The 20707-nt window shown below is 56.9% G+C and carries 14 protein-coding genes and 1 pseudogene; 7 read left to right on the top strand and 8 right to left on the bottom strand.

Annotated features, from left to right (window positions below; all coding sequences use genetic code 11):
• The first annotated feature begins 106 nt into the window (after positions 1 to 106).
• The gene (locus GSQ62_RS04760; RefSeq protein ID WP_161888445.1) at positions 107 to 796 is read left to right on the top strand and encodes a hypothetical protein; all 690 of its coding nucleotides are present in this window, start codon (positions 107 to 109) and stop codon (positions 794 to 796) included.
• A gap of 65 nt (positions 797 to 861) precedes the next feature.
• On the opposite strand, the gene GSQ62_RS04755 is transcribed toward GSQ62_RS04760, so the two are convergent.
• A complete protein-coding gene (locus GSQ62_RS04755) occupies positions 862 to 4161 on the bottom strand; it encodes a S8 family serine peptidase (protein WP_202621841.1) in 3300 nt (1099 codons plus the stop codon).
• 232 nt (positions 4162 to 4393) lie between these two features.
• Here GSQ62_RS04755 and paaN point away from each other — a divergent pair, with 232 nt between their 5' ends.
• Positions 4394 to 6064 carry a phenylacetic acid degradation protein PaaN gene (gene paaN / locus GSQ62_RS04750; protein ID WP_161888444.1) on the top strand — a complete coding sequence of 557 codons (1671 nt, stop codon included), beginning with the start codon at positions 4394 to 4396 and terminating at the stop codon, positions 6062 to 6064.
• Positions 6065 to 6455: 391 nt separating this feature from the next.
• Here the strand turns inward: paaN and GSQ62_RS04745 are convergent, their stop codons facing one another.
• Positions 6456 to 6752, bottom strand: a complete 297-nt coding sequence (locus GSQ62_RS04745) for a sll1863 family stress response protein (RefSeq protein ID WP_161888443.1) — start codon at positions 6750 to 6752, stop codon at positions 6456 to 6458.
• 485 nt (positions 6753 to 7237) lie between these two features.
• Between GSQ62_RS04745 and GSQ62_RS04740 the strand changes: the two genes are divergently transcribed.
• Positions 7238 to 7681, top strand: coding sequence for a response regulator (locus GSQ62_RS04740; protein ID WP_161888442.1), 444 nt, complete (start codon positions 7238 to 7240; stop codon positions 7679 to 7681).
• A 127-nt stretch (positions 7682 to 7808) separates the two neighbouring features.
• On the opposite strand, the gene GSQ62_RS04735 is transcribed toward GSQ62_RS04740, so the two are convergent.
• From GSQ62_RS04735 to GSQ62_RS04715, 5 genes are read right to left on the bottom strand one after another with little or no spacing between them, the layout of a single operon-like run.
• Positions 7809 to 9164, bottom strand: coding sequence for an ATP-binding protein (locus GSQ62_RS04735; RefSeq protein ID WP_161888441.1), 1356 nt, complete (start codon positions 9162 to 9164; stop codon positions 7809 to 7811).
• A 6-nt stretch (positions 9165 to 9170) separates the two neighbouring features.
• On the bottom strand, positions 9171 to 10211 hold the full coding sequence (locus tag GSQ62_RS04730; protein WP_161888440.1) for an ATP-binding SpoIIE family protein phosphatase: 1041 nt from the start codon (positions 10209 to 10211) through the stop codon (positions 9171 to 9173).
• Positions 10201 to 10614, bottom strand: coding sequence for an ATP-binding protein (locus GSQ62_RS04725; RefSeq protein ID WP_161888439.1), 414 nt, complete (start codon positions 10612 to 10614; stop codon positions 10201 to 10203). Before GSQ62_RS04725 ends, GSQ62_RS04730 begins: the two co-directional genes overlap by 11 nt.
• A complete protein-coding gene (locus GSQ62_RS04720; protein ID WP_161888438.1) occupies positions 10598 to 10999 on the bottom strand; it encodes an STAS domain-containing protein in 402 nt (133 codons plus the stop codon). The genes GSQ62_RS04725 and GSQ62_RS04720 overlap by 17 nt, the downstream gene beginning before the upstream one ends.
• Positions 11000 to 11005: 6 nt before the next feature.
• Entirely contained in the window at positions 11006 to 11878 is an 873-nt protein-coding gene (locus GSQ62_RS04715) for an STAS domain-containing protein (RefSeq protein WP_161888437.1), read from the bottom strand.
• Between the two features lie 177 nt (positions 11879 to 12055).
• Here GSQ62_RS04715 and GSQ62_RS04710 point away from each other — a divergent pair, with 177 nt between their 5' ends.
• Positions 12056 to 12601, top strand: a complete 546-nt coding sequence (locus tag GSQ62_RS04710; RefSeq protein ID WP_161888436.1) for a DUF4136 domain-containing protein — start codon at positions 12056 to 12058, stop codon at positions 12599 to 12601.
• Between the two features lie 50 nt (positions 12602 to 12651).
• Here the strand turns inward: GSQ62_RS04710 and cobA are convergent, their stop codons facing one another.
• Positions 12652 to 13395 carry a uroporphyrinogen-III C-methyltransferase gene (cobA, locus tag GSQ62_RS04705; protein WP_161888435.1) on the bottom strand — a complete coding sequence of 248 codons (744 nt, stop codon included), beginning with the start codon at positions 13393 to 13395 and terminating at the stop codon, positions 12652 to 12654.
• Between the two features lie 787 nt (positions 13396 to 14182).
• Between cobA and nirB the strand changes: the two genes are divergently transcribed.
• The 3 genes and pseudogenes from nirB to GSQ62_RS04690 all read left to right on the top strand — a co-directional run bounded on the left by nirB (position 14183) and on the right by GSQ62_RS04690 (position 20699).
• Complete coding sequence (nirB, locus tag GSQ62_RS04700) at positions 14183 to 16687, top strand: nitrite reductase large subunit NirB (RefSeq protein WP_161888434.1); 2505 nt, start codon at positions 14183 to 14185, stop codon at positions 16685 to 16687.
• Between the two features lie 53 nt (positions 16688 to 16740).
• Entirely contained in the window at positions 16741 to 17100 is a 360-nt protein-coding gene (gene nirD / locus GSQ62_RS04695; RefSeq protein ID WP_161888433.1) for a nitrite reductase small subunit NirD, read from the top strand.
• A gap of 72 nt (positions 17101 to 17172) precedes the next feature.
• A pseudogene (locus GSQ62_RS04690) lies at positions 17173 to 20699 on the top strand (molybdopterin-dependent oxidoreductase).
• Positions 20700 to 20707: the final 8 nt, after the last annotated feature.

The raw sequence follows: 20707 nt of genomic DNA, 5'->3' as shown, positions 1-20707 counted from the left end.
TAGAATATGCGCTGTGCATCAGCGCTTCAGCGGGCGCGGGAGAACAAAGTGACGCCTTGGGAGGTAAATATAGTCCAAATAGCGAATTGCACTGTAACGAAAGATTATGGATGACAAAGAGGATAGGTTAGATGATATCGTAAACGGGCTGCACCAGAAGTCGAAGACGAAGCAGGCCATCTACCGCTACACCAAAGAGGCCTTTGACCGCATGAAGGAAATCTCGCAGACACTGGTGGCGGAGCTGACGGAGCGGATCACGCGCCAGGACGGCGATGTGATCATCGAGTACCGCAACATCGGGGAGCACGAGTTCCAGATCAAGTTCTCCGGCGATTTGCTGGTGTTCGTGATGCACTCCAACATCATCACGTTTCCGGACGATTATGAGATCATGCGCAGCGCGTATGTGGAGGAGGACTTCCGGCGCAGGTTCTTCGGGCACATCATGGCTTACAACTTCATGGCCGACACCATCAAGTACAACCGCCTCGATGACCCGGGCTACCTGGTGGGGCGCATGCTGGTGAACATCGAAAAGCATTTCTGCATTGAAGGGGTGAAGCAGCTGGACTTGCCAATGGACAAAATCAGCAACATGAAGGCAAACGTGATTACCGACAAGAGCCTGCGCCTGATTGTGGAGAGCGCCATCATCGCCTCCGTCAACAACGACCTGATCGGGCAGGACGTGAGCGACATCGAGCGCATCACCCTGAAGCAGAAGCTGGAGAACTCGCACCTGACCAGGCCGCGCAAGCTAGGCTTCCAGATTACCAGCGAGCTGACCTACTGAAGCGTGCTGCAAAGCTCTGGCGGGGGCATCCCGGCCGGGTAATTCCCAGAACAATGGAATGCGACTTACTTGTTCCGGACCAGGATGCGCTCCACATAACTGGTGTTGTTGTAGATAACCCGGGCTATATATACCCCGGCCGCAAGCCCGCTGACATCATAGCGCAGGTCTGCCCCGGCCACGTAAGAGGGCGGCGATACCACCCGGCCCGTCATATCCGTCAGGGTGAGGCGGGGACCCGTGGCACTGTTGCCCCAGTCGATAGGGGTGGTCAGGGTGAGGGCAATATGCGCTGTGGCCGGGTTGGGGTATAAGATGACCTGGTCCGCGTAAATCTGTAGCTCCTGGCTGCTGCTGCTCTGTACGCAGCCCAGGCTGTCGGTAGCCGTCAGGGTGACGGTATATATACCGGCTTTTTGATAGGTATGGCTCGGGTGCGCCTCTGTGGAGGTGGTGCCGTCTCCGAAATCCCAATGCATCGTGGCGGCGTGCCTGCTCAGGTTCACCAGGTCCACGGCTTTGCCAGTGTTCCCGAAAGCCTGCCCCAGCTTAAAGTCAGCCTCCGCCTCCTCCGGAATCAGATAGGTGTAGGGCACGGGCGCACTTTCGAACAGCGAGTCGGCGTTGCTCACATAGATGGTCCTGCCAGTATATAGCTGCCCCATCTGCAGCGCATCGCCGGAGCCCAGCAGTTCTGTCTTTTCCTCGTCAGCGTAGAAGCGGAAGGTGCTGCCCTTGTCGGGTGTAACCAGTACCGGCGAGCCCGCGCATACGCCTTGCTGCAGGCCCGAAGGCACAGGGCCTGATTTTATACTCTCGTACTTTGCCTGGGCCGCTGCGGCGTGTGTTTTCAGCAGGCCGAGGTTGTCGGCTGCCAGCAGGGCAAATGCCAGGGTGCGCGTCTCGCCGGGGGCAAGGTCAGTTGCGGTGGCCCCCACCACATGCGACACATTGTTGCCGCTTTTGCCGCCCGCCCGCTCCCGGCTCACGCCCTTTGATATCACCTTATATTTCTCCGCATCCGAGAAGCCGTCATCCACTGTCACGGTAGAGTCGTTTCCGCCGATGTTGTCGATGGCATGGTAGACGGGCGCGTCGCGCGTCAGCAGCTTCACGCCAGCGTAGGGCAGGGCAGCGGCGGTGCTGTAGACATAGCCCAGGCGCAGCAGCGAGTCGTAGGCGGCAGCGTTCTGCATGTAGTTGCCGATGTCCCAGTCGGCGAAGATGCCCGCATGCACCTGCCGGATGGTGTCTGGCGTCATGTTGGTGAGCTGGTATTCAATGATGATGTAGTCCTGGTCCGGGGCCTCCATCCAGGCCGAGGCCACCTGCTTTACTTTCACCCCCGCCTGCTCGTTGTCGGTGGCCGCCATCAGGGCGCGCGCCTCCTGCGTGGCCAGCGGCGTGTCGTGGTGCAGGCGCACCGCCCCCGCCGATTTAAAGTTGTTGTCGTTGAGCCACCGCTCGTTGTGCAGGTTGTCAAACACGCTGCCCTCGTCAACGGCTACCATCAGCCCGCCCTCGAACAGCAGCGAAGGCCCTCCCTTGTACTTCACACCCTCTCCCTGCTTAAAATTAAGGCCGTTGTAACCGATGTTGCCCACGTTGTTCAGGGACACGTGCAGGTTATTGGCCGTGAGCGTCACAAAGCTCGGGTTGATGATTAGCGTGATGTACTGGAAATCGCTGTAAGCGCCGTCGGTGTAGTCGAAGCGCAGGCGCACGAGGTGGTTGGCGGGCGCGTCTTCCGCGATGCTCAGCATAAACGGCCGCAACCCCGAAGAGGCGGTGCCCATGGTCGCGACACTGCCCAGGTTCAGCGTGCCCCTGTCCACCGTTACATAGGGCGAGGTGGAAGTCAGCGTGATTTCGAGGGCTGCCGTGGGAGCGAGGTAGCTGCGGAAGCTGGCATCCAGGGCTACCTTGCTGCCGGCATAGGCCAGCTGCGTGCTCAGGGCCAGGCCATATGAGGTGCAGCGCACCGCGCGAAGGCTTGTCTCTTTCAGGGCGCGCTTCAGGTTGAGGCGTCCTTTGCCGAGCATGCCCAGGTACGGCTGGTTTCCGGCCAGGTGGTATATATCGTCGGCGCTCACCCGGATGCGCTCCGCCGCCTGCAGCGCCGTCAGCTGCGGGTACTTAGCCCTGACAAGCGCTGCGCTTCCGGCCACAATAGGGGAGGAAAAGGAGGTGCCATAAGCCCCGCCATAGGCGTAGTCGCCGTTGATGGAGGCGGTATAAACATTCTCGCTCGGCGCAGTCAGGTCGATGTGGTAGTTGTAGGTGTGGTCTTTAAACTTGACGTCTTTGGCGTTGGTGCCGCCAACGGAGAGCACGTTCTGGTAAGCCGCCGGGTATATGTCCACCAGCTTGTTGGTGTTTCCGGCGGAGGCCACAACCAATACGTCCTTGTCGAGCACGGCGTAATTGATGATGTCCTGCTCGTACTGCGACATTCCCTCGCCCCCCCACGACAGGTTGATGACCTTGCAGCCTTTGTCAGCCGCATACACAATGGCCTCGTAGCCTCCGAAATGCCCGTTTTTGACAGAGGAGAAAACCTTGAGGGGCATAAACAGGGTGTTGTATCCAAGGCTGGCGATTCCCTTTCCGTTGTCGGTGGCCCCGGCCGCCACGGCTGCCACGCTGGTGCCGTGCCCCTTCCAGGGGGTGTCGTCATATACGTTGTTGTCGCTGTCGGCAAAGTCCCAGCCCGCGAAGTTGTCCGTAAAGCCGTCCCCGTCGTTGTCAATGCCGTCCACGGGGTCACCGTAGTTATGCTTTACCTTCGTTTTCAGCTCCTCGTGCGTCAGCCCGAAGCCTGTGTCCAGTATCGCCACCACCACGTTGGTATCGCCTTTCTCCACGGTCCACCCCTCATAGGCCTGCACCAGCTTCAGGTAGTACTGCCGGGTTTTCACTGAGTCAGCCGAGGGGTCGTTGGGCTGGGTGAGCGGCTCCCGTATATAGAGCGGCTCCACGTAGTCCACCAGGCCAGTGGACATCAGCGTCTGCTGCACCTGCTCCAGGGTATGGCTCGCACCGTACTGCAGCTCATATATATGGGAAAGGTATACGCCGGGGGCGGCTTTCCGGAGATTGGCCGCCGGTGCGTTCTCCTTCCCCGGAAACTTCTGCCGCACGGCTTCGGCGCCCACACGCTGCAGGGCTGTTTGCAGTGTGCTGCCTGCCCCCAGGGCGGTGCGGGCCATCTGGCCATGTGCGGGCTTCAGTTTGTATACCACCGTGTGGGGCACTGTTTCGCTCCCAACGCCAGCGGGGCGCTGGGCATGCAGCAGGGGCACAAACAAGAGCGCCACCAGCAGGGTGCAAAGGCTGCGCTGCAGCAGTTTCAGTCGGGTAAACATGCAATCAAATCAGCTTGGTCTAACGTGCGACAATGTTCGGGGCTGTTTCAGGCGGACGGCAATTTTCGCCTGCCACCATCCCTGCCATTTTTTACGTATCCTTCTATAGGTCAGCAGAGGGGCTATATATACCTATAATAAAGTTGCTATTAATTATGGTTTAATAACAAACAGCTCTTAGCAGATAATACGGAGCAGAAGTATATAAGTTTGGTTATATAACAGAAATACTATGAAACAAAATCTGGCGGATAAACACCGGCCTGTGCTTGATGCGGCCATGCACGCCCTGCACGAACGGACCTTCTTTGCGCACTACCCCGAAAACCCCTCTCCGGACATATACGGGGAGCAGGCTGACAGGGAGGGGCGTGAAAGATACGAGGCGCACCTGCACCGGAAGTTCGGGGAGTTGCTGCAGCAGGACCCGGAGATGTGGGTAGGGCAGGAGGAGTCGCCGTACGAGCAGCAGGCGCTGGGGGTGCAGTACCCGTTTTTCTCTCCGGATACCCTCGTCTCGCGGGCGGAGGAGGCTTTCCACCAGTGGCGCAAAGTAAGACCGGCCGACAGGGCGGCTATCCTGGTAGAGTCGCTGGAGCGCCTGAGAGCCCGTTTCTTTGAGATTGCCTACGCCACCATGCACACCACCGGCCAGGCCTATATGATGTCGTTCCAGGCGTCGGGGCCGCACGCGGCAGACCGGGCGCTGGAGGCCATCGCCGCAGGCCTGGAAGAACAAACCCGCTTTCCGGAGGCCGCGGCCTGGGAGAAGCCGATGGGCAAGTACAGCCTGAAACTGAACAAGACCTGGAAGCCCGTGCCAAAGGGCGTGGCCCTGGTGATCGGCTGCGCCACTTTCCCGACCTGGAACACCGTGCCGGGCATGTACGCCAGCCTCGTGACGGGCAACCCGGTCATCATCAAACCGCACCCCAAGGCCGTGCTGCCGATTGCCATTGTGGTGGCCGAGGTGCAGCGGGTGCTGCAGGAGGATGGCCTGAACCCGAACATCTGCCAGCTGGCCGTGGACGCGGACGACCGCCTCATTACCAAAGAACTGGCCGAGCATCCGCAGGTGAAACTGATAGACTACACCGGCGGCACCGCCTTCGGCAACTATATAGAGAACCTGCAAGGCAAAACCACTTTCACCGAGAAAACAGGCGTCAACTCCATTATTTTAGATTCGGTGGAGGACCTGGACAAGGTGGCGCAGAACCTGGCTTTCTCCGTTACTTTGTACTCCGGGCAGATGTGTACGGCGCCGCAAAACTTCTTCGTGCCGGAGGGCGGTATAAAGGTTGGCGGCGAGACGGTGCCGTACGAAGAGGTAGTGCATAAAATTGCTGATGCCGTGACGGCGCTGGTAAACAACCCGAAGGCGGCACCGCACATACTGGGCGCCATCCAAAACACGGCTACGATGGCAAGGGTAAAGGATGCCGCCCAACTGAACGGGAAAGAAGTGCTGAGCACCTGCGACTTCCAACACCCGCTGTTCGCCAACGCCCGCACCTGCACCCCAGTTATATATGAGGTGGACGCCACCGACGAGGAAAGCTACAGTCGTGAGCTGTTCGGCCCGATTGTGCTGATCATCAAGACGAAAGACACGTCCGAGTCGGTACGGATTGCGAAGGAGCTGGCGCAGCGCCACGGGGCGATTTCCTGTGGGGCCTACACCACCGACCCGGAGGTGAAGGAGCAGATCATGGATGAGATGGGGCTTGCGGGCACGCCGGTGTCGTTTAACCTGACAGGCGGTATCTATGTGAATCAGAATGCCGGCTTCTCTGACTTCCACGTGACTGGCGGCAACCCGGCGGGCAATGCTTCCTTCACAAACCCGGAGTTCGTGATCAAGCGCTTTACCTGGGTAGGCTTCCGTGAGCCTGCGGGGTAGAAAAGTTGCACAACGTAAATCCAGGGATTCAGCGCCTATTCTTTCGGATGCCGTTCATGCCTATGGACCCTACTTCTTCCAAGTTCCATAGCTAGGTGTGGTGCTCTCAGGCCGAGAGGCCTCCCCGAAATGCTTCGGGGTAAACTAATCCCTTTCGGCACTGTGTAGCTGAAGCTGCCGGGGTAGGGGCCCTCTATTCGCTCTGCTCAGGCTGCCTCACTACGTTCGGCACCGCAACACTTGCAAGGCGCTTCAAGGAAAAACTGGAAGAGCTTTCACTCCGTGCAGAATTTTATATACTATTGATTCCGAATGATATATGGATATAGAGTTCCAGAATTTCAAATAAACACAAAAGCCCCTACAGTTCGTGCTGCAGGGGCTTTTGTGTTTATTTGAAGAGTTTGGTGATATCGTTTTTGAGGTTGTCGAGTCCCTCGCGCAATTCCTGCCACGTGCTTTGGGTGTCTTCGGCGGCGGCCAGTTTGGAGGCAATCAGTTCCCGCTTCCGCTCCAGGCCTGCGATGTGCTCGTGGTAGGTGTGGTTTGAGTCGGCGGCGGTGGCATTTGCTCTCCCTTTCAGCACTTTAATCTTGCTGTCCAGTTCATCCAGGCTCTGCTGTATCTCCGCGCGCGACAGATGCGCGGGGGCTTTCATGTGTTCCGGTTTTAGAGGGTAATGGTCCATAGCTTCTGTTTAAGGTTCTACACGCGCCCATGTCAGGCTTTTCCTTACTGTAATACTTGTCTGAGGGCAAAAAGGATGTACGTGAACGGCGTCGTGGCACTGTGCAACTTATTTTATTCAGAGGAGCTGGCAACATATCTTCTTTTCTGTAGTATTCTAATTTTTGAGACCTTTTGTTGTTGCTGCGTATTGGCCCGTGCCGCGGGGCTGTTCCGGGTGCTGGTTACCGCCCCTGGAGGTTGCTGGCCGCTTGGCCCCAAACGCATGTGGATAAATATCTGTGAGGATATGGAACTATTATCGGCTTCAGGCTGCTATAAAGGCTCATTGCAGAGGCCAGTACAGTGATGTCTTGAAAATCGGCTGAAATACGCGATTTAAGGTTTAAATTTACAGGCCCTATTTTTTTACAGGCATTATATTTCTGACAGCGGTCCGTCGCTGGTTTTCATATATAAACTTAGAGAGGTAGAATCATAAACTGAATGAACTCATATAACACTCCATTGGATCTGGTGCTGCTTGTAGACGACGATGAGACGACCAACTACCTGAACGAGCGCTTGTTGAATGAAATGCAGGTAGCCCGCGAAGTCCGGATTCTGACAAACGGGAAAGAGGCCCTGGATTATCTGACGAAATCCTATGCCTCCCCGCTAGACCCTGAATTCAAGCGCCCCGACCTGATCTTCCTGGACATCAAGATGCCGGTGATGGATGGCTTTACCTTTCTGGAGGAGTACGAGCGGCGCGGGCTTGACGCTGGCGATCACATGATCATCCTGATGCTGACCTCTTCGGCGAGCTTCTATGATTTGGAGCGTCTCAAAAACTTCAAGAAAGTGAAAAGGCATTTCTCGAAGGCGCTCACCCGGCACGATGTCCGGGAGATCATGAGCGACTTTTTCAAAGTGAAGAAACAACAGTAACCGCCGTTTCACCCAGGCCATATATGAGAAGAGGCACTGCGTTGGTCTGCAGCGCCTCTTCTCATATATGGCTTTTTAGGTTGAGGGGGGAAGCAGCGCCCTATATATAGCCACCCGTCAACAGCAGCTACTTCGGGCCGGCGGGCACGATTTCGGAGGCGGGCCATGTAAACTTAAAGCTGGTGCCCCGCCCCTCCGACTCAATCCACAGTTTGCCTGCTTTTACCTCTATAATCTTATTCACGATAGACAGGCCAAGCCCCGATGAGAAGGGGCGGGAAAACGTGCTGTCGGATTCGTACAGGTGCAGCACCTCCTGCTGCTTGTCGGCGGGGATGCCGGGGCCGTTGTCCGCTATCGTAAACACTACGGCAGCGCCCTGCACTTCGCCCGAAATATGCACCACGGCTTCTGCGGGCCTGTCGTGGTGCTTGATGCTGTTGCCCAGGATGTTGCTGAAAACCTGGAACAGGAAAATCTCCTCAGTGTGCAGTGTCGGCAGATCCTCCTGTATCTCCACCTGAAAGCCCGAAGGGATGTTGAGCGACATGATCACCTGGTGCAGCAGCGGCTCCAACTCTACGTTGTTTTTCTGGATGCTCTGCCTCCCTGCCAGCGAGTACGCCAGGATGCCGGTTATCAGGCGGTCCATTTTCTGCGTTTGCTGCCGCAGCAGCGGAAACACGAGCAGCGCCTCCTCGCGCTGCCCGGCTTCGATGCAGGCCTCCAGGGCGGCGGCGATGCCATATATGTTCTGCAGCGGCGCCCGCAGGTCGTGCGTCACGGTGTGGGCAAAGGCGTCCAGGTTTTCGTTTGATAGCTGCAGCAGGTCGTTCTTTTGCTCGCGCTCTTCCAGCAGCGTGCCAATCTCGAGGTTCGACTGTTGCAGCTCCGTGTTCAGCCGCCTGATCTCCTCCAACTGCTGCTCCGCCTCTATGTTCCGGGCGTGTAACTGGTCCAGCAGTTCGAGCAGCTGCACATTCTGCCTTTTTATCTCGGCGTAAGGCGAAATGTTGAGTTCCTGGTCAAGCTCCCTCACCCAGCTGTCGAGCAGTTGCTTTGTGACGTCGGAGGACAGGGTCGGCAGCCGCTTTCGGAGCGTAACGGTGGTGCCCCTCTCTGGCGCACTCTCTATGTGGAAGTAGTCAACCAGCCTTTTTGAGTTCGGGATGCCCGAGCCGCGCCCTGTGGCGGGAGATTTTGTTTTGGTGAGGATATGGCCGAGGTTGCCGATGCCCCGGCCTCTGTCTGCGATGCTGGCCTCCAGGCAACTGGCACCGCCCTCGTCAGCGAGGCTATACCGGATGCTGCCGCTGCCGGCATGCTCCACCACGTTGCGGCCTATCTCCGAGACGGCAGTGGCGAACTTGGTCTGGTTGGCCTGCGCCATGCCCAGCCGCTCCGATAGCTGTATCGCGCGTTTGTAAGCGAGCACCACGTCCAGCTCGTTCGTAATATTTATCGTGAGGATATGACGCAACATCTTTGTCTATGCTTTGCCTTTACATACTACTACCAGGGTGTCGTCGGTTTGGCGGCTGTTTGTCTTGTACAGCACGGCGGCAATGGTGGCGGCACGGTGGCGGCTCAGGAGCGGGAACTTTGCCAGATCCCACCTCGATTTGAGTCCGTCGGAGTGCAGCACCAGTAGATTGCCCCGCCCCCAGTCCAGCCGCCGGCTGTTGAGGGTGTTGGGCATGTTATGCCCCAATATGCCGTTGTAGGAGACGATGCCGCTGTATCCTGTTCCTGCCGGGCCAGCGCCTGGCGCGAAAATGCGGCCGCCAATGTTACCGACGCCGCAGTAACTGATGGTTTGGGTGGCGCCGCTGATGCGGGCAGCCAGCCCCACGGCGCCGCGGGTTTGCCTGATGCCCGCGTGTATGTCCCGCAGCGCCTGCGCGGGCGCGGTGGCAGGGGAGGCTGTGAAAACCCCCGCCGCCTGTGCCGCTGCCTCACGGGCGCTGGCGCCGTGGCCAAGCCCGTCCAGGGCCAGCATATATAAGTCGGCCCCCCGCTGCTCCATGGCCAATCCGTCGCCGCAAACTGTTTCGTCGGGCTTCGGCGCCAGCACGTACCCCACCTCATAAAGTTCTTGCGTATTCGGCTGTTCTTTCCGCTTGCCGCTTTTAAATATACGGCAGAGTACCACCGTGCCTACACCCGGCTGCGAAAAGAGGTCAAACTCGTCAGACTGCCTTTTGATAGCCCCCAAACCTTCGCCCGCCGAGCCGTAGGTGGAGAAACCGTCCTGCAGCATGCGTGCCGGGTCAGCCATGCCGGGGCCGTTGTCGAGGCAGAGGATCTCAAGGCCTGCAACGGGGCTGCCGACAGGCCTTACCAGCAGCTCGCCTCCGCCGGAAGTGTGCTTGGCCAGGTTCGAAACAAGTTCCGAGATGACAATGTTTACTCTGCCGGTGTCGGGGGCGGAGAAACCGTAGCTCTCCGTCAGCCGCGCAATGTCCCGCCTCGCCATGCTGGAGTAGGTTTTGTCGGGGACTAAAAAACGTTGGTGCGGGCTAGCGTCCATCTTGCCACTGGATAATGGTGACGCAGGTGCCCTTGCCGGGTTTGCTCTGTATGTCAAACTCATTCACGAGCCGCCTGGCTCCGGGCAAACCTAACCCCAGGCCATTGCCCGTTGAAAAGCCGCTTGTCATTGCCTGCTGTATATCCGGTATGCCGGGTCCCTCGTCCAGAAAAGTGATCTTCACTCCAGTGCGCGCATTCTTGCTGAGCGCCTCGATGGTGGCCCGCCCGCCGTTGGCGTACCGGAGCATGTTGCGCGCCATTTCGCTGGCTGCCGTGATGAGCCTTGTCTGGTTCAGGGGCTGCAGGCTAACCTGGGCACTGTACTCGCGCACCCTGCTCAGCAGCAGCACCACGTCCTGTTCCCGCACAATGCGTATGGTTTCGTTACTCGGCAGGCTCATCCGGCTCCTCCTGTTTCTGCAACTGGTCGAGCCCGGTTTTATTTAGCAACAAGTCCATCCCTTTCTCCACGTCGAGGGCTGTGTGTACCCCCTGCAGGGTGATGCCAAGCTCTACCAGTGTAATGGCAACGGCGGGTTGCATCCCCACCACTACCGTTTCGGCACCCATAATACGCGACATCGAGGCAATGTTGCCAATGATGCGCCCCATGAAAGAGTCGACTATGCTTACCGCGGAGATCTCTATCAACACTCCCCTCGCGCCGGTTTTACTCACCATGTTGACGAGGTCCTGCTCCAGGCCTAGGGCCAGTCTGTCGTAAAGGTCCACCTGGATGGTGACCAGCAGAAAGGGACCCATTTTTAGTATCGGGATTCGCTCCATATATACTTAGCGCTTCAGCCCGAAATTGGTGGTTCTGTCCTGTGCCCGCACCTCTAGCTTGCTCATGCTGAAAGCCAGCTGCAGCGCGCCAGCCAGCGTGGCCCTCGTCTTGATGCTGGAGAGGTCGATGCCCAGGTGTACGATGGCCTGCGCAATCTCGGCGCGGATGCCGCTGATGATGCACTCGGCCCCCATCAGGCGGGTGGCGCTCACGGTCTTGATCAGGTGCTGCGCCACGAGTGAGTCAACGGTCGGCACGCCGGATATATCCAGGATGGCGATGGTGCTGCCCGTGTTCACGATCTCCTGCAGCAGGTTCTCCATCACCACCTGCGTGCGGCCGCTGTCCAGGGTGCCGATGATCGGCAGGGCCAGGATGCCTTCCCACACACGGATAACAGGCGTGGAGATCTCGCTGATTTCATCTGTCTGGCGCAGGATAACTTCTTCGCGCCCTTTGATAAAGGTCTCGAACGTGATAATGCTAAGGCTGTCGAGCAGCCTGTTGAGGGCCATCACCTCTCTGTAAAGCTGCTCGGGCTGGTCGGCCAGTTGCTGCTCCAAGATATCGGCGATCGCCTGCTTCAGGCTCAGCACATATAAAACGGTCTCGCGCGGGCTGAAGCCCTGGCGGGCACGCGTGGTGGAGATATCGGCCAGAATTTCAGTGACAGGCTCGTACTCCACCGCATAGATGTTGTCTGCGTTGCCGGATGCCATGGCACGTGCCAGCCCGTTCAGCAACTCCTCCGACTGCTTGCGGAGCTCCTCCTCCGATATAAGATCGAAGCGCAGTGACTGGTCGGAGAGTTGGGTGCCCATCCAGTTGTCGAGGATGGTTTTCTTCAAGCGCTGTATTAGTTGGGCCGTGATGTTCATAGTAGTGGGGGATGTGTCCGGTTGGGGAGAGAGTCTCAGGCCAGTGCGAAGGCGCTGATTCATATAGTATAAGCCAAAGATAACTATTCTGCCGTATATATCAGCCGGACAGGGCACTTTAAATGCGGCGTGTTGGCAGGAATGTTGCAGTTGCAGGCATAAACAGAAGAGAAACACATGAAAGCTATTTTTTTTAAGAACGCATGGGGGCTGCTGCTCGTGCTGGCGGCCTGTGCACCGGCCATACACGTCGCCACCGAGCCTGCCGCCGGTTTTCAGCTAAGCAATTACGGGACGTTCGCCTTCTATGAAGTGGATGCCTCCGGTGATGGCCTGGGCCCCGAATACCAGCCGCAGCTAGATGATCTGCAGCGGGAGATAACGAAGCAACTGGAAAGCCGCGGCCTGACCCGCGCCGCCTCCGATCCGGACCTGCTCGTAAACCTGGGCGTGGTGGTAAACGAGGAAGTGCAGACACGGGAGACGAACCTCCGGTCGGACCCGCCGAACTACATCGGGCAGCGCCGCTACACCTGGCGCAGCAAAGAAGTGGAGGTGGGCCGCTACAAGGAGGGAACCGTGTCGGTACACCTCGTGGACAGCGACCGGAATGAACTGGTGTGGCAGGGAACGGCAGAGGCCATCCTGCGGAGCAAACCGGCCAAGCTGCAGGAGCAGATAGCATCAGCCATGGAAAAGCTCTTCAGCCAGGTGCCGCAGTAAGCTAAGCAGCTACAAAGTTTATATATGCCCTGACGATACGTTGATTAGGGTTAAGCCTTAGGGCTGGCCTCCTGCACGGCTACCACCCAGCCGATGATGATGAGGGCCGGGTGCGTCAGGTGGTTGGCGCTGATCAGCGCAGGCAAGTCCTTTACCTGCCCTGTGGCGGATTGCTGGTGCGGGAGCGAGGCGTGCTGCACCACGGCCACCGGCACATTGCCTTTGCCCTGGTCCAGGTAGGTGGCGGCAATTTCGGCTGCCTTTTTCATGCCCATATAGATCACCACGGTGGCGTTGCTTTGCATGGCCAGCCGCAGGTCGTCCGACAGCGAGCCGTCTTTCTTGGTGCCCGTGATGGCCCATATGCCCTCGCTCACGGCCCGGTGCGTCAGCGGAATGTCGAGCAGGCCGCTGGCCTGCATGCTGGTGATGCCGGGTATATAGTGCGTCCGGATGCCAAGCGAACGTGCGAAAAGCACTTCCTCAAACCCCCGCCCGAATATATAGGGGTCCCCGCCTTTGAGCCGCACGATTATTTGCTTGCTCAGCGCCTTCTCCTGAATCAGCTCGTGAATCCTTTCCTGCGAGGTAAAACGATCATAGGGCCGTTTCCCCACATAGATGTTTTCGCAATCCGGCTTGGTGAAGTCCAGCAGGGCCTTATTGGCCAGGTTGTCATACAGCACCACGTCGGCCCGCTGCAGTACCTTGTAGGCTTTCACGGTAATCAACTCTGGGTCGCCGGGGCCGGCGCCCATGAGGTACAGTTCAGGGGTTATTTCTTGATCAGGCATGTCTTTTTATACTTCATGCAGTTGGTAGTTCTACCGCTACAATGGCAAATGGCGCAGTATGCTTGGTACGTATGGCCTGCAATTTAAGCTATTACAGTCGGGCAGCCTACCCTGCCCGATGAAATGGCTCGCATTTATATCTAAAACGCTTGTCCGGTCGCGTGCCGCCCGCACTTTCTACTCCTCTCGTTCTCAACAGCAGCCAACTATACCCCCCTCACACGAAAGGCACTGATTCCGCATGGCCGCCTATCGCTGCTACCCAGGAAGAACTTTCAAAGAGTAAGCGATACAATTAAAGGTTTGAGCTTTATATATAAATATACTTCAACTATATTGGCATCATGTAAAAACTATTAAGGGGTATAATTTTACATAGGGCATTGAAACTAAAATATGCATAATGAGTAAATACACCCTATTAAATATAGGGTAATTGTTAGAGTATTTGATAACTGCCTGTAAGATGCCTCTATAAAATAAGGGGGGGATAATAAATTAAATAAAATTTTTAAATTTTATTTATGTTGGTAAAGTCTAATAATAAGCTTCAATAGCATTACCTTTTATTTGATTTATTAAATTATCAGTAATAATGAGATATGCTGCTAATTCGTTTAAACGAATAACCAATAGTAATAAATATCCAACCGTTTTATATGTTTGTTTGAAAATATTGCAAAAACACATAGGCAATGGACGCTGATGCCTGTAAACAAGCGGGCAAGCTAAATCAGCCCATCAAGAGGGGAAGGACTAAATCGGTTTAACACACAAGCATATGGATATGTCTCAGCAGGATTCCAAAACAATAGTGGTAGTAGGAAATGGCATGGTGGGCTATAAGTTTTGCGAGAAACTGATCGCTAAAACTACAGCCTTTAACATCGTGGTGTTTGGAGAAGAGCCGCGCCACGCGTACGACCGCGTACACCTGAGCGAGTACTTCAACGGGAAGTCGGCTGATGATCTGTCGCTGTCGACCCTCGGGTGGTACACCGAGAACAACATTGCCCTGCACCTCGGCGACACCATTACGGAGATAAACCGCTCCGAAAAAACGATTCATTCCCTGAAAGGTATTTCACTCACCTACGATTACCTCGTGCTGGCCACCGGCTCGTCTGCGTTTGTGCCCGATATACCCGGCGTGGAAAAAGACGGCGTGTTCGTGTACCGCACCATCGAAGACCTGGATCAGATTCAGACATATGCTAAAGCTGCCCGGAAAGGGGCTGTGCTGGGCGGCGGGCTCCTAGGGTTGGAGGCAGCCAAGGCGCTTATCGACCTGGGGCTGGAGGAAACGCATGTGATTGAGTTTGCCCCGCGGCTGATGCCCCGTCAGATAGATTCGGCAGGCAGTGCCATGCTCCAGTATAAACTGGAGTCGCTGGGCCTGAAAGTGCACATGAACAAGAGCACCAGCGGCATCCTGGGGGCCGACAACATAAAAAGGCTTCAGTTTGCCGACGAGACATCGCTTGACGTGGACATGCTGGTGATATCGGCGGGTATACGCCCACGCGACGAACTGGCGAAACTGGCCGGGCTGGAAACCGGCACGCGGGGCGGCATTGTGGTGAACCAGAAAATGCAGACCAGCGACGCCAGCATCTTTGCCATTGGTGAGTGTGCCCTGTACGACGGGATGATATATGGCCTGGTGGCCCCGGGTTATGAAATGGCCGAGGTGGTGGCCACGCACCTGTGCGCCGGCGAAAGAGCCTTCACCGGCTACGACATGAGTACCAAGCTCAAACTAATCGGCGTGGACGTGGCCAGCTTCGGAGACCCCTTCGTGACCGAGCCCGACAGCCGATCCATTGTTTTTGAAGACTCGCACAAAGGCATATACAAGCGCATCAACATCAGCAACGACGGCAGGCGCCTGCTGGGCGGCGTGCTGATCGGGGATGCGGATGCCTACAATATCCTGCTGCAGACCGTGAACAACAACCTCGTGCTGCCGCCAAACCCCGAAGACCTGATTTTAGGCTCCAGAGGGGGCGAAGCCAGTGCCGGAGCGGGTGTAGTCACACTGCCGGATGAAGCGCTGATCTGTTCCTGTGAGGCCGTGTCGAAGGGTGCCATATGCGCTGCCGTAACCGATTTGGGCGTGACGACGGTGGAGGGGATGAAGCAGTGCAACAAGGCCGGCACTGGCTGCGGGGGCTGCGTGCCACTTGTAAAGGACCTGATACACGAGACACTCAAAGCAAACGGCACCTATATCAAAAACGTGGTGTGCGAGCACTTCGATTACTCCCGTCAGGAGCTGTTCGACCTACTGAAGCTGAACAACATCCGAACCTACGACGCTGCCCTGGATCACTTTGGCAAAGGCGACGGGTGTGAGTCCTGCAAACCGGCTATTGCCAGCATCCTCGCCAGCCTCTGGAATGACGTGATTGTGAAGCAGCACACCATCCAGGACAGCAATGACCGCTACCTGGCCAACATCCAGAAGGGCGGCACTTACTCCGTGGTGCCGCGCATCCCGGGCGGTGAGATTACCCCGGACAAACTCATCATCATCGGGCAGGTGGCGAAGAAATATGGGTTATATACCAAAATCACCGGAGGGCAGCGCATCGATATGTTCGGGGCGCACCTCAGCGACCTGCCGGATATATGGGAAGAGCTGATTGATGCCGGATTCGAAAGCGGCCATGCCTACGGCAAGGCGCTCCGCACCGTGAAAAGCTGCGTGGGCAGCACCTGGTGCCGCTTCGGATTGCACGACAGCGTGTCGTTCGCCATCGAGGTGGAGGAGCGCTACCGGGGCATCCGGGCGCCGCACAAGATAAAGGGCGGCGTGAGTGGCTGCGTGCGCGAGTGCGCCGAGGCGCAGTCGAAAGACTTCGGCATCATCGCCACCGAAAAGGGATGGAACCTGTACGTGGCCGGAAACGGCGGTTCCAAGCCCCAGCATGCGCAGTTGCTGGCCACCGACATCGACAAGGAAACCTGCATCCGATATCTCGACCGCTTCCTGATGTTTTATATCAAGACCGCTGATTCCCTTACCCGCACCGCCACCTGGCTGAACAAGATGGAGGGCGGCCTGAGCTACCTGAAAAACGTGATCATCAACGACAGCCTCGGCATTAACGACCAACTGGAGGCGGAGATGCAGGCGCTGGTAAACAGCTACCACTGCGAGTGGAAAGAGGTGGTGGAGAACCCGGACCTGCGCAAGCAGTTCGCCCACTTCGTGAACGCCCCGAAAGAGAAAGACCCGCTTGTTGCTTTCGACGTCCTGCGCGAGCAGGTGAAAGCCAAAGAATGGTAAGCATATATAACCGATATCTATACAGCATATATAAACTGAAAACATATAGCCTTATGGAAACATTAACGATTGACGTAGCAGTAGAATGGGTTTTTGTATGTAGAACCGACGATGTGCCCCAGAACGGGGGCGGTTGCGTGAAAGTGGGGAACGAGCAGATCGCCCTGTACAATTTCAGCCGCCGCGGCGAGTGGTACGCCACCCAAAACCTGTGCCCGCACAAGCAGCAGATGGTGCTCTCCAGAGGGATGATCGGCAGCACCGGCGACACCTGCGAGCCCAAAGTAGCCTGCCCCTTTCACAAGAAAACCTTCTCGCTCCTCTCCGGCGAGTGCCTGACGGGGGATGACTACCAGCTGAAAACCTACCCCGTGAAGGTGGAAGGGGACAGGGTATATATAGGCATCGAGTAAGCTGCCATAACAAAGGGTGAATGCCGGAAAGAACGCAGGCGATATCACACAACATGCAACACGACCAAAGCTATGCCTGTAGAGACGCAACATAAGAATTCCTTTGCCAGCACGTGTTGCTATTGCGGCGTGGGCTGCGGCGTGGTGGTGCACCGGGAGAAAAATGGCGCTGTGACCGTGGAAGGCGACAAGGACTATCCGGTAAACAGGGGCATGTTGTGCAGCAAAGGCATGAACCTGCAGTACACGGTGAACGACAAAAGCGACCGCCTGCTGTACCCGGAGATGCGCTACAACAAAAACATGCCCCGGCAGCGCGTGACATGGGATGCGGCGCTGGAGCGGACGGCCGCTGTTTTCAGAACCTTCATCGAGAAGTATGGGCCGGAGTCGGTGGCATTTTATGCCTCGGGGCAGTGCCTGACAGAGGAGTATTACGTCATCAACAAACTCATCAAAGGCTTTATCGGCAGCAACAACATCGACACGAACTCGCGGCTGTGCATGAGCAGTGCCGTGGCCGGCTATAAAATGACGCTTGGTGAAGACAGCGTTCCGATATGCTACGATGACATTGAGCTGGCTGATTGTTTCTATGTGACCGGGGCCAACCCGGCCTGGTGCCACCCGATTCTTTGGCGAAGGGTGGAGGCGCACAAGGCAGCCAACCCGGAGGTGAAAATTATTGTGGTGGACCCGCGGGCAACCGATTCCTGCGCCCTTGCGGACCTGCACCTGCAAATCAACCCAGGCACCGATGTGACCCTGAACCACGCCATCGGCAGGGTGCTGATTGAGAACGGCGACATCGACCTCGACTTTATCCGGAACCACGCGCAGGGCTTTGAGCAGTATCGCGAGGTGGTGTTTCAGAAAACGGTGGCGAAGTCTGCCCAGGTTTGTGGCGTAACGGAAGAGGAGATTCGGCTGGCGGCGCAGTATATAGGCAATGCCAAAGGCTATATATCCATGTGGACGATGGGCCTGAACCAGAGCGCCAACGGGGTAAACAAGAACCTGAGTCTGCTGAACCTGAACCTGATCACAGGGCATATCGGCAAACCCGGCTCCGGCCCTTTCTCCCTGACCGGTCAGCCCAACGCCATGGGCGGCAGGGAAGTGGGTGGCCTGAGCAACCTGCTGGCGGCGCACCGTAACCTCAACGACCCGGCACACCGCGAAGAGGTGCAGAAGTTCTGGGGCGGCACCGTGATATCGGAGAAACCAGGATTGACGGCCACCGAAATGTTTGAAGCGCTGAACGACGGGCGCCTGAAAGCCATCTGGATTCTTTGCACCAACCCGCTCACCAGCTTGCCCAATGTGCGCATGGCCGAAGAAGGCCTGAAGAAAGCGAAGTTTGTGGTGGTGCAGGAAATCAGCAACAAGCCCGAGACGCTGGCTTATGCCGATGTGGTGTTGCCTGCCGCCGCCTGGGCGGAGAAGGAAGGCACCATGACGAACTCGGAGCGGCGCGTGAGCTATCTGCACAAGGTAATAGACCCGCCGGGAGAGGCGCTGCCGGATGCCGAAATCATATGCCGATTTGCTAAAAAGATGGGCTACCGGGGTTTCGACTATCCTGGCTTTGCCGATATATATAAAGAGCACACGCAGTTAACCGCCGGCACCAACATCGACGTGGGCGGGCTGAGCTATGAGGTGCTCAAAGCACACCGAAGTGTACAGTGGCCATATATAGCCGGGGAGGCAAGCGAGGGTACGCCACGCCTTTTCACGGATAAAGAATTTTATACCCCTTCCACCAAAGCCATCATTCATGCGCCTTCTGATGAAGTGCGCAGCGAGCAGCCGGATGCCGATTTCCCGCTTATTCTCACCACCGGACGTATCCGCGACCAGTGGCACACCATGAGCAAGACCGGCAAAGTGAACAAGCTGAAAAAGCATATCTCGCAGGCTTTCCTGGAGATAAATCCCGCCGATGCCGAGCGCTTGCACATAGCTGAGGGTAATGTGGTGGAAGTAAAGTCGCGAAGGGGGAGGTGCGCGTGAAAGCGAAGCTGTCTCCCTGTATAAAAAAGGGGGTGGTATTCCTGCCGATGCACTGGGGTAAGATACTGGGCAGCGACCTCAACCGCGCCAACAACGTGACCAGCGATCTGCTGGACCCGATATCCAAAGAACCGGACTTTAAGTATTGTGCGGTGGATGTGCAAAAGTACCGGAAGCCGTTCCAGCGCATCGTCGTGATTGGGGCCGGAGCCGGTGCTTATGGCTTTGTGAAGTCGTACCGGGAAATCAACGGGAACGATGAGATAACCGTCTTCAGCAAAGAAGACTTTCCTTTCTATAATCGCGTGATGCTACCGGATTATATCAGCGGAACGCAGAGCTGGCAGCAGTTGGTGAAGATGAAAGACTCCGAAGAGCCGGCCTATAATATCCAACTGCTCCGGGGTGTAAGCGTGGAGGAGATAGACCGGGAAAAAAAGTTTGTGATAGATTCGCGGGGCATCCGGACAGACTATGACGTGCTGCTGATGGCAACCGGCAGCCGGGCAGCGGTGCCGAAGCATGTGCCGTCGTTGCCGGGTATTTTTACCATGCGAAGCCGCACCGATGCCGACAACTTCAAAAACCATGTGCCGGAAAACGCGCACGTGGTGATTGTAGGCGGTGGTTTATTAGGTCTGGAAATGGCGGCTTCGCTGCGCGAGATGGGCGTGAAAATCACCATCGTGCAGCGGGTATCGCGCTTCCTGGACCGGCAACTGGACCCGCTTGGCAGCCAGCTGCTGCACGAAGAAATGGTGGACCAGGGCTGCGATATCTACTACAACGACGAAGTGCAGCTATATTATGGACGCTCCAGGCTGACGGGCGTTGGGCTGAAAAGCGGCCATCGGATAGACTGTGACGCCATGATCATCGCCATCGGCACCGTGCCCAACCTGGAACTGGCCAAAGCCTGCGGCCTCGACTGCAAGCGGGGCGTGCTGGTAAACGAGCGGCTCCAAACAAGTGACCCCAGCATCTATGCCATCGGCGAGATTGCGGAGTTTAACGGCGTGCTATATGGCATCACGGCCGCCGCCGAGCAGCAGGCGGAGGTGGTGGCGCAGCACCTGAACGGGAACATCGCCAGCTATTATGAGGGCAGCACCTTCATGAACATCATCAAAATCCACGGCTTTGACCTGTGCAGCATCGGTCTGGCAGAGAGCCCGGACGAGGAGCACTACGAGGAGATTGTTTTCATAGACAAGGCCAAACGCTACTACAAGAAGTGCATCATTCACCAGGACAGGCTGGTGGGCACCATTATGATCGGCGATAAAACCGAGTTTCAGGAGTTCAGGGAGTTGATCTCAAACAGGATTGAGCTGAGCGAGAAGCGCCTGCAGCTGTTACGGAGCGGGCAAAAGGCAGAGCCGGTACTGGGGAAACTGGTGTGCAGCTGCAACAACGTGGGCAGCGAAAACATCCGGCGGAAGGTGGCAGAAGGCTGCACTGATTTGATGGCGCTCTGTGCCCAGACGGGTGCAGGTACGGGGTGCGGCTCCTGCAGGCCAGAGGTAAAACAGCTATTGGAAAACGCCTTGAAACTGGATGTACAGGAGGCAGCCACAAGCTAAAAAGGCAA

Origin of the sequence: Pontibacter russatus, from assembly GCF_009931655.1 — a bacterium.
GTDB lineage: Bacteria > Bacteroidota > Bacteroidia > Cytophagales > Hymenobacteraceae > Pontibacter > Pontibacter russatus.
The sequence above is the reverse complement of the archived record's forward strand: the minus strand, read 5'-3'. Positions and strand labels throughout refer to the sequence as shown.